This is a genomic window from Vibrio sp. 1F279, from assembly GCF_041439815.1.
In the GTDB taxonomy this organism is placed as follows: Bacteria; Pseudomonadota; Gammaproteobacteria; order Enterobacterales; family Vibrionaceae; genus Vibrio; species Vibrio tasmaniensis_A.
Genome location: NZ_JBGOOU010000027.1, coordinates 26,233 through 41,974, shown reverse-complemented (window position 1 = coordinate 41,974; position 15,742 = coordinate 26,233). Strand labels below are relative to the sequence as shown.

The 15,742-nt window shown below is 43.4% G+C and carries 15 protein-coding genes; 6 read left to right on the top strand and 9 right to left on the bottom strand.

Translation table 11 applies throughout. The annotated features are described in order from the left end of the window. Positions 1-30: 30 nt before the first annotated feature. From ACED60_RS18085 to ACED60_RS18075, 3 genes are all read right to left on the bottom strand, one after another. Entirely contained in the window at positions 31-303 is a 273-nt protein-coding gene (locus ACED60_RS18085) for a hypothetical protein (RefSeq protein WP_012600205.1), read from the bottom strand. A gap of 230 nt (positions 304-533) precedes the next feature. After that, positions 534-1,037, bottom strand: a complete 504-nt coding sequence (locus ACED60_RS18080; RefSeq protein ID WP_012600206.1) for an acyl-CoA thioesterase — start codon at positions 1,035-1,037, stop codon at positions 534-536. A gap of 893 nt (positions 1,038-1,930) precedes the next feature. Further along, a complete protein-coding gene (locus tag ACED60_RS18075) occupies positions 1,931-2,824 on the bottom strand; it encodes a DMT family transporter (protein ID WP_012600207.1) in 894 nt (297 codons plus the stop codon). A 98-nt stretch (positions 2,825-2,922) separates the two neighbouring features. Here ACED60_RS18075 and ACED60_RS18070 point away from each other — a divergent pair, with 98 nt between their 5' ends. Continuing rightward, on the top strand, positions 2,923-3,711 hold the full coding sequence (locus ACED60_RS18070) for a helix-turn-helix domain-containing protein (RefSeq protein WP_012600208.1): 789 nt from the start codon (positions 2,923-2,925) through the stop codon (positions 3,709-3,711). A 208-nt stretch (positions 3,712-3,919) separates the two neighbouring features. Then, the gene (locus ACED60_RS18065; RefSeq protein ID WP_371728132.1) at positions 3,920-5,167 is read left to right on the top strand and encodes a hypothetical protein; all 1,248 of its coding nucleotides are present in this window, start codon (positions 3,920-3,922) and stop codon (positions 5,165-5,167) included. A 143-nt stretch (positions 5,168-5,310) separates the two neighbouring features. On the opposite strand, the gene ACED60_RS18060 is transcribed toward ACED60_RS18065, so the two are convergent. From ACED60_RS18060 to ACED60_RS18040, 5 genes are all read right to left on the bottom strand, one after another. Next, positions 5,311-5,670 carry a hypothetical protein gene (locus ACED60_RS18060; protein ID WP_017096226.1) on the bottom strand — a complete coding sequence of 120 codons (360 nt, stop codon included), beginning with the start codon at positions 5,668-5,670 and terminating at the stop codon, positions 5,311-5,313. Between the two features lie 176 nt (positions 5,671-5,846). Beyond that, positions 5,847-6,395, bottom strand: a complete 549-nt coding sequence (locus ACED60_RS18055) for a hypothetical protein (RefSeq protein ID WP_017096225.1) — start codon at positions 6,393-6,395, stop codon at positions 5,847-5,849. 287 nt (positions 6,396-6,682) lie between these two features. After that, positions 6,683-7,816 carry a lipocalin-like domain-containing protein gene (locus ACED60_RS18050; RefSeq protein ID WP_371728131.1) on the bottom strand — a complete coding sequence of 378 codons (1,134 nt, stop codon included), beginning with the start codon at positions 7,814-7,816 and terminating at the stop codon, positions 6,683-6,685. Beyond that, positions 7,816-10,350, bottom strand: coding sequence for an ABC transporter permease (locus ACED60_RS18045; RefSeq protein ID WP_371728130.1), 2,535 nt, complete (start codon positions 10,348-10,350; stop codon positions 7,816-7,818). Before ACED60_RS18045 ends, ACED60_RS18050 begins: the two co-directional genes overlap by 1 nt. Positions 10,351-10,358: 8 nt before the next feature. Next, on the bottom strand, positions 10,359-11,057 hold the full coding sequence (locus ACED60_RS18040; protein ID WP_371728129.1) for an ABC transporter ATP-binding protein: 699 nt from the start codon (positions 11,055-11,057) through the stop codon (positions 10,359-10,361). A gap of 449 nt (positions 11,058-11,506) precedes the next feature. On the opposite strand from ACED60_RS18040, the gene ACED60_RS18035 reads away from it, so the two are divergent. The 4 genes from ACED60_RS18035 (at position 11,507) to ACED60_RS18020 (ending at position 14,668) form a co-directional block, all read left to right on the top strand. Further along, positions 11,507-12,055, top strand: coding sequence for a PhnD/SsuA/transferrin family substrate-binding protein (locus tag ACED60_RS18035; protein ID WP_371728128.1), 549 nt, complete (start codon positions 11,507-11,509; stop codon positions 12,053-12,055). Positions 12,056-12,128: 73 nt separating this feature from the next. Further along, positions 12,129-12,470, top strand: a complete 342-nt coding sequence (locus ACED60_RS18030) for a PhnD/SsuA/transferrin family substrate-binding protein (RefSeq protein WP_371728127.1) — start codon at positions 12,129-12,131, stop codon at positions 12,468-12,470. Positions 12,471-12,488: 18 nt separating this feature from the next. Then, entirely contained in the window at positions 12,489-13,940 is a 1,452-nt protein-coding gene (locus tag ACED60_RS18025) for a diguanylate cyclase domain-containing protein (protein ID WP_371728126.1), read from the top strand. Next, a complete protein-coding gene (locus ACED60_RS18020) occupies positions 13,937-14,668 on the top strand; it encodes a putative bifunctional diguanylate cyclase/phosphodiesterase (protein ID WP_371728139.1) in 732 nt (243 codons plus the stop codon). Before ACED60_RS18025 ends, ACED60_RS18020 begins: the two co-directional genes overlap by 4 nt. Before the next feature lie 84 nt (positions 14,669-14,752). On the opposite strand, the gene ACED60_RS18015 is transcribed toward ACED60_RS18020, so the two are convergent. Further along, positions 14,753-15,739, bottom strand: a complete 987-nt coding sequence (locus ACED60_RS18015) for a zinc-dependent alcohol dehydrogenase family protein (RefSeq protein ID WP_371728125.1) — start codon at positions 15,737-15,739, stop codon at positions 14,753-14,755. Positions 15,740-15,742 lie beyond the last annotated feature (3 nt).

Below are 15,742 nucleotides of genomic sequence, written 5' to 3'. Positions count from 1 at the left end.
GGAAGGAGAAAAGGAAGAGGTGATGTGAGACTAGAACTCTTTGCTAGAAGGTGCGCAACCTAAATGCTGAAGTAAAACATAGATGCTGTCTTGATAAAGAGCTACGCGACGAAACAGATCCGCAAACGTCTGATCACCGCCAAAACAAGCTTGGATATAGTGGTTAATTTCATTCGTGTCGTAGCCTTCGACGTACAAACTTCTAACCCATTGATACTCAACTGCCTTCAAGTTCGTCAGTGTAGATTCGCAAAGGGTGGGAAATGTTGTGCTCAAAAGTGGCTCCAAGAAATTTAAATACATCCATTATGATTGGCGGTATTTAAACAGAGCAAAATGACGACTTTATTACAGTCAAAATAAATCCGTGAACAAGTATCGGATCATTTTAACTTTTGACTGGGTATCACGCTTTATAGTCAGCATTAGGTGTGTAACGGATTTACTTGGGTATAGAGAGGGAATTGAAAATGCCAAGCAAGTACTGCCTGGCATCGTAATAAGGTTTTGTAGGGTAGATCTGCTAGTGGCGCCTATTTAAGATACTTTACGTGTGCTTCCATCTCTTCACCGATCTGTTTTCGCATGTTCATTAGACGAATAGCCGAATCTCTTAATTCGATGTCTTCTGATGTTTCTGGTACCCATTCTGGCACTTTAGTCGGGTTACCATTTTCATCAACAGCGACCATAATAACGATACAGTGAGTCGTTAGGCGGTTGTTGAGTTCTTTTGGGTCGCTGGCTTGAACATCGATAGCGATGTGCATAGAAGATGACCCTGTATAAATGACCTTCGCACTTACTTCAACAAGGTTACCCACATGGATTGGAGCAACGAATCGAATACCACCAGCGTAAGCGGTAATACAGTACTTACCACTCCATCCAGCAGAACAAGCGTAAGCCGCTAAATCGACCCATTTCATTACGGCACCACCATGAACTTTACCACCAAAGTTCACATCCCCGGGTTCAGCTAAAAAACGCAGAGTAACGTCTCGTTTACCATCTTGTCGGCTATTGTGACTGCTCATCTATCTTCCTTCATTATTATTGTTCTGAATAACATGCTCGTTACTTGCTAATAACAATATACTTAAGATGACATAAATTAAAGCGGATAATCTCACGAACAAGACTATTTTTTAAAACAGATGGCGAGTTGATGACTATTGATGTTTAAAGGAGGTGGACGTGACGCTCCAACAGAGGAGTACTCTATCGAGCAAGTTGGCGGAAGGGTCGATTGAAAAAAAAACACCTAGCGGAATGCTAGGTGTTTCTAAGCCGTGTGGTACTCATGTCGGTACCTTTTTGAGTTAGCCAACTAACCGTCGCTTATCTGGTTTAGTTAAAGTGATGGTATCTTAATTAATCCCAAAACGATAGTTAGATTTGTTTTCTTATCAGCTCACTTTCTGTTCGGAAAGTATAGAACCTTCGCGTAGATATTTCCTTTCTTATTATTGCTAGAAAATTCTTTTAATGCATTTTGCAGTAATAATCTGTATTTGTCGGGGAGTTAAGGTGTTAAAACTAAATTGGTATCAATTTTAAAGTATTCACTTTTGTATAAACCAAAGTAACTAGACGGTTCTTTCGTTGCTATAACTTTTCTAAATGGCTCATAGTGACCTGGGTTACATGAGCCGTGTGACCATAGGAGAGCGATTAGAGCAACAGTTACCTGCTTTCTGGAGAGTTATTCTAACGCTTTGAATAATTAAACCGTACTTAGTGCATTAAACGGAAGTTGCTGAGATATTGCAATAGTAAACACCATTATTAAGCGTACTTAAAAGCTTCATGAACGAAAAATAAAATCAGAGAGCATGAATCGAGAAATCGACAATAAACAACAGTACCTGCTAACGAGGCAGGTACTGAGTGGAAAATGGAATGGGGCATTGTCGCAGGTTAAGCGGGGTTAGTTTTGCTGAGGTAAGGGAGCCTCAAGCCTTGGTTTTCTTTTGATTTGAGCAAGGATGACACCGGAAATCACCATCACACCACCAATGATGTGGAACTGGTTAATCTTTTCGCCCAGCCAGGTGGAAGCTAATACAATCGCGATAACTGGCATCAAATTCATAAACATCGCGCTTGAGTCAGCACCAATGGTGTCAATCGCCTTCACCCACATCCAAGGCGCTAAAATTGAAGCGGCCACCGCGGCGTAAGCTATCAATGGGATCGCTTGTTGCGGTGGTAAAAGCTGTTCGCTGGTAAGCCAAAGTGGCGTAAGCATCGCGACAGCAAACAGTCCCTGAATGTAAATCACCACCCAGCTACTGATTGGCATTTTCCAGCGTTTCAATAACACACAGTAAGACGCATAAACAAAGGCCGCAATTAACATATAGCCATCGCCTTGAGTCAATTCTTGATGCATGAAGAATAACGGGTCGCCTTTACCTAACATCAGAGCTAAGCCTGACAGTGACAACACACCGCCCACAATACTCAAACTAGAAATCGACTTGTGCAACAGAGGGACGCTTAAAAACACACTGATCAATGGAACCAAAGAAGTGATCAGTGCCATGTTAGAAGCGGTTGTGGTTAAGCCCGCGTAATAACCTAGAGATTGGTTCAACACCATGCCCAAAAAGCCGAGGAACGCTAATTTTGATAGGTTTGGTTTAATGACCGCCCACTGTTTCATTACTGGGCGAATACAGAAAGGCGTGAGAATTAACATCGCAAAAAACCAACGGTAAAAACTCATCGCGCTAGGTTCTATGGTGCTTGCAGCAAGCTTGTTGACGATTGCATTGGCGCCCCAGATACAGACTGTAAAAAATGGTAAGAGATAATGCATGTGAATTCCGTGGCGAATGAGTTGATGCGGCTAGTTTGACAGGTCGTTATACTTACAAGTATCTTTATAAAGACATCAGGCGCGATAGGAAGACAAGTTTGAAAAAACACTCCAGAAACCTTCATCCATCCTTATCAATTGACAAGGCACCATCCAACGTATTTATGAATTTTGAAGCGTTTCTTTCGAACACTGAAACCCGAGTTCATAGCCACTCATGGGGACAGGTTCAATTGATCAGTGGCGGTATATTAGAGATGGAAGCGGAAAGCACTCGATTTCTAGCGCCACCACATCTAGCGATTTGGGTACCGGCCGGGGTGATGCACTGCAGTTATAACCGTAAGCCTTTGGACTACTGCTCGCTAAATATCGCCCCAGAACTCACGCAACACCTGCCAGATAAAACCAGCCTTATAAAGATCACGCCGATTGTGTCTTCTATCATCGATGATTTTCGCGATCGTGGGATAAATGTTGCGGAAACAGAGCAAGATCAAAGGCTCGTTCAGGTACTGCTTGACCAACTTGCGCAGCGTGAGGTTGAACACCACTTCTTGCCTTCGACCGACAATAAGTACCTAGCGCCTATATTGGCTTCTGTTGAAGAGAACCCAACCGATGAAGTGACGCTGAAAGATTGGGCTGAACGTGTCCACACCACAGAAAGGACCCTTTCTCGTCATTGCCAGACGGAGCTTGGTATGAGCTTTACCGAGTGGCGACTGCGAGTGCGCTACCTATACTCTATGGACTTGTTGAGAAACGGCCAATCGGTTAAAGAGGTCGCCCTTACATTGGGTTATAACCAAGCAAGTCCATTTATCACCATGTTCAAACGTTACGCGAACCAAACGCCAGAACAGTATAAGAACCGTTTGTTGTGATTGGTTTCTTTCATCCGATGTATTAATAATTGATGTTTCCCTTTTTATATTTAAGTTTTTGTTATTAAAAGATTAAATTCGGTGTTGATAGCGGACGTACACGTCTGTTTCGTCAATGGTTTGAATTTGGTTATATAAGCATTTAGTTTTTTGATCGTATTTGAGTGATCATTTATATAATCACTTGCTCAAAATGCCGAGGAAAAATTTGAAATTTATTATCCCAACGATATCAGTATTAGCTGTAACACTTTCTGCATGCGGTGGTGGTAGCGATAGCGCTGCGCCACCACCTAAAAAGACTAAAACCGTAGTTCCTCAAATGTCCATAACCCCGGCATCAGGAAGTGTTGCAGATCCAAAAGATGACGTTGCAAAAAACTCTTATAGTAGTCCCGTCATGTATACAGCTAATGCTATAGGTAATACTGATATCAAAGAGTGTATCAAGTCTCTAAACCTATTTAATATTTATAGTATTGGTTGGGACGATGAATTTAATGAAGAGCTTTCATCTAAGCAGCAAAAAGATCTCAAAGGTTTTTATGGTGTTTATGGCGCAAACGGAATTGTCGATTACTCTGCCCACACCACCGAAGCTATCGAAGCTAAAGATTGGATCAGTTATTTCTACTACGATGCAAATTTTCAAGATTGTGAAGCGCGTCGTTACAAGTCATATGCCAAGGTCAATAAAGTAGGCCAAGACATTACCGAGCTTAGCTACAAGTACAGTGTAGATGCCGATGCTACGACAAACACACCTCAACAAGATATAAGTAACTATACGGCTTGGCAAAGCGACGCTGCGAAAAACACAGTGGTTGGTTTAGTGACCAACATTACAACAGGTAGCATTCAACACAAGCAGCAACTGAAAAGCTTCACATCCGACAATGGGCGCTTTGTTGATAACGTCAATTTCAGCAAGATGTTTAGAAATAGCTATTTCTTTGAGTCTTATGACAATGGCGAAGTTGAGTTCCAAGTTGTTGGCGGTAAGGTGATTGATAGATATGCAAAATTAAACCAGTCAGCCCCAGATACATACTATGCAGTTAACTTGATTTCGGCATACTTCCCTGGTGTTGGAACAAGAATTAATTGGTGTGTACGAGGGAGCCAGTTCGTACTAAACAAAGAGACGCCTATTAGCGAAGCACAATACAGCAGCATTATTGAAAATGGTGATTTGGGAGCGGCTTACTGTGACCCATTTGATGCGAATATCAGCCAAGTTCGTTACTACGATACAAAAGGAAGTATAGTCTCAGACAGCTCCGCAATTGCGCTTGAGTTAAACAATAAGTTGGCACAAGGCACTATTGTTAAAGACAAGTTGGATCAACGAGTAGCAAATAAGAAATTGTACTTAGGAAAAACACACAGTGAATATTTCCAAGATACTTCTTTGGCGAATCAAGTTGATCAGATCAAAGCCGATTTGACTAAATAGCGTTTAGACGAGCGTTATGAAGGTGTGCCTCTGCAATCTATAATCGTTAATAGCCATCCTCGTGATGGCTTTTTCATATCACGAGTGGATTGGCAAGCCGTCGCTTGGCAAGACCTTCGAAATCTTAAATATTTGTTTGGCGCTTATATCCAATCATGGGCTACCGCCATTAACGAAACAAAACTGGTCAGTACATTCGAGAGGATAGTAACCACATGAATGAGATGCACTAATTTCTTCCCTTTAAAGGCTTTAAATGAGTAGATTGTTGAAAGTAACGATAGGACAAAAAACAGACCAATAGGCCAATACCAATAATACAGAGGGTCAAACTGAGTAAATTCGCATGCAACAACAGCATAAAAAAATCCAACTAAGGATAATAGGCCGTGAGCAGATTGAGCAATCGACCTGGAATTTAAGTAGTAGAGATAAGAAACCATGGGATAGAAGGCTAATAAAACCCAAACTTGGCTAATCACAGTCAGTTGGTAGTCACTCATAATTCTCTCGATCACCTAATGCCTTGTCAATTTGTTGAAACTATACGGCGAAGCTATATGCGTAAACGTTATATACGCAAAAAATATGCGAGCACTCTAACCAAAAAAGCTAACCATTACAAAGTGCTATTGGAGTCCGTTGAATCGATTTATAAGTAGTTTAATAATGAATACGGTTATAAGTATTTACCTGCATTTTCATAAGCTTCGATTTCTATCGGTGCTTCAACGTAACCAAAGATGGCTAGTTGCAATAAATATTTTTTAGTAAATGCTTCAAGCCCCAAGTCTTCGACTTGTTTTACATGAATCAATTCATGAGAAAGTAGTAATTTGTCACCTTTTGCTTTGTTAGCGATCCAAATGCCATAACCAAATGTTGAACCCGTAAAGTAAGGAGAGTCAAGCCCCAAACGTTGCATTTGAAATAGCAACGATTCATTTTCAGGCAAAGGAATTGAATCGGCATAATGTACGCGGATTTTTTCAGGATATTTGATGCCAATCTTATGTGCAATTTCAACGTATTGAGGTAGTAAAGGGATACCTTGGGTTAGTGCTATTTGTTCATTTTTTCTTACGTACTTAATAGACAGTGGGAAGTATGCTTCTAGTTGCTCTAATAGATGGCTCGGAGGGTTAGCATAGACGTCGTTCTTATCTTCACACCCTAGAATTGAAATAACCAAGATCAAAAGAGTGATAAATTTAAGTGATGCTTTCATTTGTTGTGAGCTCCGTTTTATCGTTATTTGTCTTGTAAGAAAAATAAGTGTCCATTAGCACAATAACAATATTCTCGAAATATATGACTTTGCCTTAGCGAAGGTTCTTAGGGTATTACTCTTTAAACATCGTTGTATTTGAAATAGGGGTTGTATTGCGATGGGTTTCACATTTTATCCTCGATAAAACAATGAATTAAGTCGAGAACTACAAAGTTATATCCACGATAGTAAAATTTTCGGTATAGCAAAAGCTTTGGATCGTAATGGTGTTCGTGCCGGTATGCTTAGTACCCAGTCAACTCCATATAGCCCGTACCAGAGTGTGTTCCTTCAATAACGATTGGCCCTTCCCAATATGGAACAGACAGCGGCATTTTGGCATTTGGATTGAGTGCCGAGATGGTCAGTTCTATTTGCTGGCTTGGAATCGAAATTTGCCACTCTGTTGGGTAGTCACGCCCATCGATTTCAGTTTGCTTGATGGCTGTTAAGCGGATGTCTTGCTGCTTAATCACGATGCCAGAGCCATTTTTTTTCATCAGCCTTGCATGGGAATAACTGGCTTTGCCTGTTGTTGAGTTTCGAAGTTGAAATACCACCAAGCTGGTTTCATCACTCAGCCTTAGCGCAAACCAATCCCAACCTTGTTGCGAGTCGAGTAAAAACTGAGAGCTCCATTCTCTGTCTATCCAACCTTTGCCAGAAACCAGATGGGTTACTCCATCAATAGTTACCTCGCCCGATACATTAATGAATGGTTGGCTGTAGTAGTAGGAAGCCACTTTGCCATCGCTACTTTTAGTGCTGTAGCCTTGTACGCCTTGCTTTTGATAAGGCGCGTTGCTGGTTAACTTAAGCGAGTAGCCAAACTGATCTGAATTAGCCTCCAAGGTTGCGGGGAATAGATCATCGCTTGAAGAGTTCCATTGCCAGTCATCAAGATAGACACGAAATGGGGAAGTGCTGACACCCGCCAGTTCAGCTTGGTCACGTGACCACTTTTCATCGGCGTAGTGCTTATCTTTAGTGGTGACTGCGCTGTGTGCCATGTAGATTTGCTGACTTTGCCACGTAGTTTCCTTAGTGCTATTGCCATTTTCCAGTGGTGCAGCCGCGAAGCGGAATTGTGTCCACTGCACGCCTAACGCATTGCCGTCTTCATCAATTAAGTTTGCGGTTAAGTACCACCATTCATGACGAAAATTAGGGTGTGCTTGATGGTCGGCAGGGAAGGTGATCTCGATACCTTTTACTACCGGAGAAAATTGCGCTTGATCGATTGCCGTTTCATTCTCGGTTTGTGTTTCTGCGCCAAGTATCGAACCCATATTTTGAGCTGATGGTTGAGTTGAGTCCTCACACCCTAAAAGGAGCAAGATGCCAAGTGTGAGAACGAAAACTCTCATTGATCGATTCATCACAACACCTTACTTTGCAAACTGGATACCACGGGTTTACTGACCAAACGCCACAGTGGAATCAAGGTCGCAAACACAGCCACTAAAATGGTGATGGCTGCGATGCTGAGTGCATCACTCCAATTCCATACGTAATTTAAGCTCCAACCAAAGGCGCGCAGGGTGACGATGTCCGTCAATACATAACCGACCATAGCGCCGAGTGGTAAAGCGATAACCAGAGTGAAGGCGACCAGAACTACGATTTGCCCGACCACAATCGCCATCAATTTTCGCTGACTAACACCGAGCGCGTACAACCTTGCAATAGCGGCTTTGCGTGCATCGAGCAACATGAAACAGGCGCAGAACAACCCTATCACCGCCACCATTAAAGTGACGCCATTAAGCGCCCGAGTGATGGCAAAGGTTTGTGAGAAGATATCTAAAGCGATCGATTTGATCTGCGCTTGATCGTAAAGCTGGCTAGGGTGCAAATTGAGTTGTTGGCGTAGCTGTTCGTACACCACTTGTGGGTCGCCAGAGACTTTGATTCCCAAGCTGGTGGGTAAGTCAGTAAATCCGCTTTCGAGCCATAAACTAGGTGCAAGCAACACTTCGCCATTCGGTGAGCCGTAATCATGGAAAATCGCCCCGACGATGAGTGTTTTGTCTTGGATCGAGTCGAGCTTGAGTCGGCTTCCAAGGGACAAGCCGAGCTTCACTGCCGTAGGTTCGCTGATCGCTACGAATTCACCTTGGTAAAAGCGCGTCCAGAAATCATCAAGGTGGGATTGAAATACCATGGTTTGCTCAAGTGTGTCTCTGTCTTTGGTACCGAGCAAAGTCGGCAAGCCCTGTAAGTTATCGTCGACATAGTATTGCTTATAAACGGTTTCAACACTTTCAAACTGCTCTAACGCACGTTCCGCATTCGCGATTTCACCTTGGGCAGGGCTAACGTAAATATCGGCATGTAAGCGCTGTTCAAGCCATTGCTTTAACGTGGATTCAAAGCTGCCGACTAAGGTATTCATTCCGATATTGGCGGTGACAGCGAGAAGCAACGCCATCATGGCGAGGGAGAGAGGGGAGATAAGTTCACGCAGCTCAGCGAACAGATATTGTATTAACCCCGATTGGGTGCGTTTTTCGCTCCAGTTCGCTAGCACGCTGAGTGTTTTGGGCAAATACAAAGGAATCGACACCACTAACACACCGAGCCATGCCATGGTGAAGCGATGATGTTCGCTCAGCCATAACCCTGCTAACGCGACAATGGTTAATACCGCCCCGATAACAAACAGCTGATTTTCGTTAGACACTTCCGGTGCTTGATAGAAACCGCCATGGGAAGAGAGGGGTTGTCGCACCCGCTGTTTAAAGTGCTGCCAACAGGCGACAAGCGTTGCGGCCAGCGTGAGTAGCAGTGCCTGCACTAACCATTGCCACTGCCATGTGCCGGGAAGCAGTGTCGCACCATAAAGTTGCTCAAGCGTTATCGCGACGGTTGGATGTAGCCAATGGCTGAGTTGAATGCCGAGAATGAAACCAAGCGACGCGCCCACTGTGACTAAGAGAGTCAGCTCGACTAACAGAGCTGAAAATACGATGCTTGGCGCAATGCCGGCTTGTTGAATTTGCACCAACAGCCGATTACGTTTCAGCAAACTGTACTTCACACCGTTGTAAGCGATGAACAGGCCAACTAAAAACGCCAACAAACTCATGGCGGTGAGATTGAGGTGAAAGCTATCGGTAATTGAACCGAGATCCGTGCTTTGGTTGTTGGATATCCATTGCCCTTGCTCGCCAATAAGGCTTTGCCATTTATCCTGAGCATTGCTGTTCGTGTCGCTCTTAGTGTCAAAAATAGCGATGTAGCTCAGTTGCCCTTGCTTGTTAAGCAGTTGCTGAGCGAACCCAATATCCATCAACATTCGGCTACCGAGCTGCCATTCATCTGGCAATACCACGACTTTGGTGAGCACTTCATCCAAAGTGAGTGCGTCTACTCCTCCCAAGTTATGGTGTTGCGACTGGCTCATCATCACAATGGGTTCACCCGCTAAGAGTTGCGGCAAAGGTAAGGCATTGTCGAACAGGGAAATGTTTGGTTCTTTGGTTTGAGTGTTGCTTTGTTCGTCGATGCGAGAGTGGCGAGCTCTTGAAGTGAGGGCGGCGATTAGCTCACTGCCTTGAACTGACCAGCGTCGGCCTTGCTCGTCTCTTACTCGCCCTTCTATAACAGGCAGTGCTGCGCTTAATCCGCTTTGTCTTAAGCTGAAGTAGAGCGATTCCGACAAATAGTTTTGCCCTGCTGGTGGAATGATAAGGTTCTGCGCTTGGGCGCTAAGTTGTTCGGTAGATTCTGCATAACTGCGCTTGGCATTGAGGTTGATGGCTTGCACTGCGACAAACAAGGTGACCGCTAACACAATGCCGATCAGAATCGCTGCGGCTTGCAATGGTGATTGACGATAGTGTGCCGCGAATAGATTCAGAGTCAGTTTGGTATGTGTGAGCTGGTTCTGAGCGAAGCCAGTTTGCTTCATTGAATGACTCACAACGTTGCTGCTCTTGGGGTTAGATCTGCGTTCCTTAAACAACCATCGTCTAACACCAATTTTGTCTGCATAAAGCTGGCGCATTCTGGGCTGTGCGTAACCAAAAGCACCGCTGTGTTGCCTTGTGTAGTGATTTCACTCAGCAGCTTCATAACCTCTAACCCTGCTTTTTGGTCGAGGTTGCCAGTGGGTTCGTCGGCAAGCAATAGTTTGGGTTTATGGGCTAGCGCACGCGCTATTGCCACCCGTTGTTGCTGACCGCCAGAGAGTGCAGATACGTGTCTTTCGAGTAGTTCGCTGATACTCAATGTATCAACTAAATAATCGCACCAGTCGCTCCATTTTTGTTGATTTAAATGGAGCGGGAAGGCGATGTTTTGTTTTACGTTGAGTGGGGTTAGCAAGTTGAACTGTTGAAAGATAACGCCTAGTTTTTGATGGCGGAATCGGCTCCACCGTGGATCTTTCCAATCTGATGTGTTCTCGTCATCTAGCCACAACTCGCCACCAGATAGAGGTTCAAAGCCCGCGATTAGGTTGAGTAAAGTACTCTTTCCACTGCCACTCGCCCCTGTTAAAGCCACGCTTGCCCCTGTCGCCAAAGCGAAGTCGACATTTTCCAACACGTGATGGGTATCGTTGCCATCAACAAAGCTTTTGCTGGCGTGCTTGAGTGTGACAATTGGGCTTTCCATTTCCTTTCCTTATAACCAAAACTTACCATCAAAAGGTGTCGTTACTTGTGGCAATTATTGAAGCGACAAGCTCTATGAAACTGTAGACAACAATTTCAAACAATAGAGCGATTTATATCGAATTATTAATAACTTGTACTTCGATAAGAGGGAAATAGATCAGTGCGAGGGAGAATACAGATGTTGGTGGGAATGTTTAAGCCATCAAAGATGTTTTCGAATTTGTTGTTAGATGGTTCGTGACCACGTTTATGATCTTAGAGTAGAGACTATTTGCTCTAAATTTTCACGCAAGAAGACGCAATAACAACTTGTTGTTAACGTAATGAGATTAATTTATTCGCGATTGTGTACTTACACCACTAATCGGTAATACAAGATGGCAGATTCTATGATTTTCGAATATTATAGTTTTAATATTGGGATAAATATCACATTTTGGTGCGTGCATGTTTAGTTGTCAGTCCATTCGTAAACAGTTCGTTTTACTGCTAGCAGTAATTGTTTGTTCGCTTTTCACGGTATCCGCTAGTGCAGACACGAAAAGCACCTTGCGTGAAGAAACAATAATCATAGGGGTTATTAGCTCTAACCCAAAAAAAGCATTCAAACGTGCACAGCCTTTTGCTGATTACTTAGCTGAAAATCTATCTAACGATGGTATCAAAACAGGCCAAGTTGTTGTCGCCCGCGACTCTCGTCAAATGGCTCGTTGGATAAAAAGTGGTCAGGTAGATCTGGTTTCTGAAACGGTGTTTGCAGCACAGGAATTAATGCAATATTCGGGTGCTGAACTTTTAGCAAGACGATGGAAAGGCGGTGTGGCTGAATATCATTCAATCTTCTTTTCCAAACGCAATAACGGGGTCGACTCCCTAGGTGACCTGCGTGGAAAAACGGTTGTCTTTGAGGATGTCGGTTCTACTAGTGCGTTTCTTGTCCCTGCGGCGATACTGCTTGGGCAAGGATATAAGCTCTATGAGCTAAGTTCCCCCTAGAGAGTATCCACCGAAAGATAAGGTGGGATATTTTTTCTCCGATGAATATTCAAAGTCTGGAGGAGAATCCAACATGATGAGCTGGGTTCATCGTAATATTGTTGCGTCAGCTGCATTTAGTAATCTCGATTGGGAGAAAGAAATTCCCGAGCAGGTAAAACAACAGTTACAGGTAATCCATACTTCTCAAGCGATTCCCCGCTCACTAGTTCTAATACGCCCTGATCTCTCCTCCGAACTTAAGCAAAACATGCTCTTAGTATTGCTTGCGGCTCATGAAAGTGAGGAAGGTAAACAGGCTTTGAAAGCCTATAAGAAGACGAAAAAGTTTGATGCTATCACACCAGAGATTGTAGAAAGCATTTCTTGGGCGGAAGCGCAAAAACGACTGGTTGATGAATACATCTCCCGTTAACTAGAGAAGTTATTGCTTATGAAGTTAAAAGGTAAATTGGTTCTCGGAAACATGCTTATGGTCGTTTTGACTATGGGCTGCCTTTCCTTGTCTCAGTGGCTGATATCTTCATACTATAGTGATGAAATTCTGGAAGAAACGGCAACGAATATTGCAGAGAACTTTACTTCCCAAGCTCAGAGTCAAGCAGAACAAACGGTTGAGTACCTCTCAGATGCACTTTTTGATCCGATGTATTTTTATGATATCGATAATATTAACTCCATTTTAGAGCCTGCCTTTGAAAATAAAGATGTCATATTCATAAAGGTTTTTGATGCTAATGGTCTGATAGTTCATACAGGAGAAGATGTAGTACTCGGTTATGGCTCCAACTTGGATATGCCAAGGGTGCAAGAAAATGTCTTGAATAAGCAAGAAGCTTACACAGAAAACAATTCATCAGCACTGATTGTTGCACGGCCAATCACGATGAATAAGACTCGGTTAGGTGGCATAGTGATGAGCTACTCCTTAAAGGCTGTGAAAGACGATATCGAGAAAAATAACACCATTATCAAGGATATTACTGAGTCAAGTAGAAGCTATAGCGCGGTGTTGAGCATAATCTTGACAATGTTCATGTGTTTGGTGAGCTTACTCTTTTCCATGTTATTAGCTAAGACGATGATTCGTCCGATTAATCAACTCCTACAACATTCGAAACGCATCAGTAAAGGGGTTTTTCAAGTATCAAACAATATACAGCGCAGTGATGAACTCGGAGAACTTGCTCAGGCGTTTGATAGTATGGATTCAAGCCTCAAGCAACGGAATGAGGAAGTTGAGTTTTTAGCTTATAACGATCCGCTGACTAAGTTACCGAATCGCTCTCAGTTTATTAAATGCCTTGAACGATGTATTCATCGATGCAAACAGTCAAAAGAGGTGTTTGCGGTTTTCTTTATCGATTTGGACGAGTTTAAACGAGTCAATGACAACCTTGGACATCAAGCTGGAGATGAGCTGTTAAGTGAAGTGGCTCAGACATTAACTAACTCGCTAAAAAAAATGGGGCAAATAGCTACAAAGGACGAGCCTCAATGCATGATTGCAAGAGTTGGGGGGGATGAGTTTTTGCTTCGCTTATCAGGAGTTAAGACACAGGATACAGTATCTAAGTTTGCCTCTGATATTGTGAACTCACTAAAACAGCCGATTTACCTCAGGTCCGTAGGTGAATCGGTAGTGGTTGGAGCGAGTGTTGGCGTTGCTTTATATCCGGACTCGGGAAACACCTCTGAAGACTTGGTTAAAAGTGCGGACATGGCAATGTACAGCGCCAAAGAGAATGGTAAAGGTAGGTACTGTTTCTTCAACCAAGAAATCGAACAGAAGATACTCGCAAGAGGAGTCATCGAAAAGGAACTTAGATCTGCGATAGATGATTTTGTCAGTTTAGGCTTTTATATCAACCAAAGTTTGACCTGAAAACAGGGCATGTCGTTGGAGTTGAAGCCCTTATACGTTGGCATCATCCTACAAAAGGCAATATTTCTCCTATTGAGTTCATTCCTATCGCTGAAGCCACGGATATTATTCATACACTTGGTGATTGGATAGTAATGCAAGCCTGCAAAGATATTCAGGAGTGGGATTTTAGACATCACCTTCCTCCTGAATTTTATGTTGCGATAAACCTGTCTCCAAAGCAGCTCTATGGCGATAAAGCACTCCGAACATTCCAATATCAAACACAAAAACATCAAGTTGAAGTGACAAGGTTACATATAGAAGTAACCGAAACGACCCTAATGTTTGATAAGGTAAGCGCAAAGAAAACGTTGGACGACCTTAGGAGTATGGGGATCAAAGTCTGGTTAGATGATTTTGGCACCGGATACTCTTCACTAGGGTTCTTGCGAGAGTTCAACATTGATGGTTTGAAAATTGACCGAAGCTTTGTCAATGATCTTGAGTGCGATATGAATGACCGCGCTCTATGTGCTGCAGTTGTTTCAATGGCTCACCAGCTAGGTATTAAGGTCGTTGCTGAAGGAATTGAAACAACTGTCCAGTCAAGCTTCTTAGCGCAATCGGACTGTGACTACGGACAAGGTTATCTCTTAGCCAAACCTATGTGTGCGGAAACGCTGTCGAAAAAACTTGAAACTGGGTTGAGCAAACCGAAACATACAAACGTTATTTATTTGAAGTGATTACGTCTTTTTAAACTCCCCCGTTTAACGCAGTGTTAGGAGGGTTACCTAACACGAGCGCAAGTTATCGCGATCAACGATGTACTAAGGAAGCAATATGATCTTGCCATCTAATCGTGTGGTTTTCGATTCAATAAGATCAATCGCGGTTTGCACTTCATCGAATGGCAGGTAGCGGTCGACGTCGAGCTGAATATCGTTTGTGATGAAGTGATCTAGCATAGTCGTGAACTTTTCACGGCGAACATCTTTACCTTCCGCTTCTTCCCAATAACGTAAGAAGAAGGTGCTGAAATCGATGTGTTGGCTTTTCGCGTACTCAAAGAAGCGTGGCTCGTAAAAATCCAACGACAGCGTGCCATAGTTGATAAAGCGCCTGTTGTTGCCAAGGGTGTAGATAAGATCGGTTCCGGGTGATCCGCCAATCGCATCAAAAGCAACGGTTGGCATAGGCAAGCTTAATGCCTTGATTTGAGAAGCTAAATCGTCGTTTGCATCTAACACCCAACTGGAAGTGATTGGGTATTGTGTCGGCTGTGATGTAACGACAATGATTTTGAAGCCGAGTGATGCTGATAACTGGGAGAAGATCTTACCGATGGCTGAACTGCCCGCGTTGATGATCAACACATCTTCTTGGGTCAGCTTAGCCACTTCTGTCGTCAACACCCATGCGGTTAGCGCATTAATGTACAACTGGCAGGCGTAGCCATTTTCTAGATGCTGAGGAATTTGGAACAGGTCATCTGGTGATACATCTACATAGTTCGGCCATGTTCCACTGGTTGCCACGAGCACGCGCTGATTTACTGAAAACTCAGCAATACTGGACTCTACAACCCTTCCGACCGCTTCAAATCCCGGTACTCTCGGCGGCTGATGGCTATGTTTGTATTGGCCCACACCATAAATCGACAACAGATCACTAGGGTTGATGTTAGTCGCTTCAATTTGTACGCGAACTTTATCTTTGTCTAGTGCCCCTAAAGCGACATGTTCTAACTTGAGAGATTCTTTTGGCTGACCGAAACGGAACTGGCTAATTCGGGTATTTTGCTTAGTGTCAGTCATAGT

Coding starts and splice junctions, on each gene's coding strand:
- ACED60_RS18085 (WP_012600205.1), bottom strand. CDS start 303: ATGTATTTAAATTTCTTGGAGCCACTTTTGAGCACAACATTTCCCACC.
- ACED60_RS18080 (WP_012600206.1), bottom strand. CDS start 1,037: ATGAGCAGTCACAATAGCCGACAAGATGGTAAACGAGACGTTACTCTG.
- ACED60_RS18075 (WP_012600207.1), bottom strand. CDS start 2,824: ATGCATTATCTCTTACCATTTTTTACAGTCTGTATCTGGGGCGCCAAT.
- ACED60_RS18060 (WP_017096226.1), bottom strand. CDS start 5,670: ATGAGTGACTACCAACTGACTGTGATTAGCCAAGTTTGGGTTTTATTA.
- ACED60_RS18055 (WP_017096225.1), bottom strand. CDS start 6,395: ATGAAAGCATCACTTAAATTTATCACTCTTTTGATCTTGGTTATTTCA.
- ACED60_RS18050 (WP_371728131.1), bottom strand. CDS start 7,816: ATGAATCGATCAATGAGAGTTTTCGTTCTCACACTTGGCATCTTGCTC.
- ACED60_RS18045 (WP_371728130.1), bottom strand. CDS start 10,350: ATGAAGCAAACTGGCTTCGCTCAGAACCAGCTCACACATACCAAACTG.
- ACED60_RS18040 (WP_371728129.1), bottom strand. CDS start 11,057: ATGGAAAGCCCAATTGTCACACTCAAGCACGCCAGCAAAAGCTTTGTT.
- ACED60_RS18035 (WP_371728128.1), top strand. CDS start 11,507: ATGTTTAGTTGTCAGTCCATTCGTAAACAGTTCGTTTTACTGCTAGCA.
- ACED60_RS18030 (WP_371728127.1), top strand. CDS start 12,129: ATGATGAGCTGGGTTCATCGTAATATTGTTGCGTCAGCTGCATTTAGT.
- ACED60_RS18025 (WP_371728126.1), top strand. CDS start 12,489: ATGAAGTTAAAAGGTAAATTGGTTCTCGGAAACATGCTTATGGTCGTT.
- ACED60_RS18015 (WP_371728125.1), bottom strand. CDS start 15,739: ATGACTGACACTAAGCAAAATACCCGAATTAGCCAGTTCCGTTTCGGT.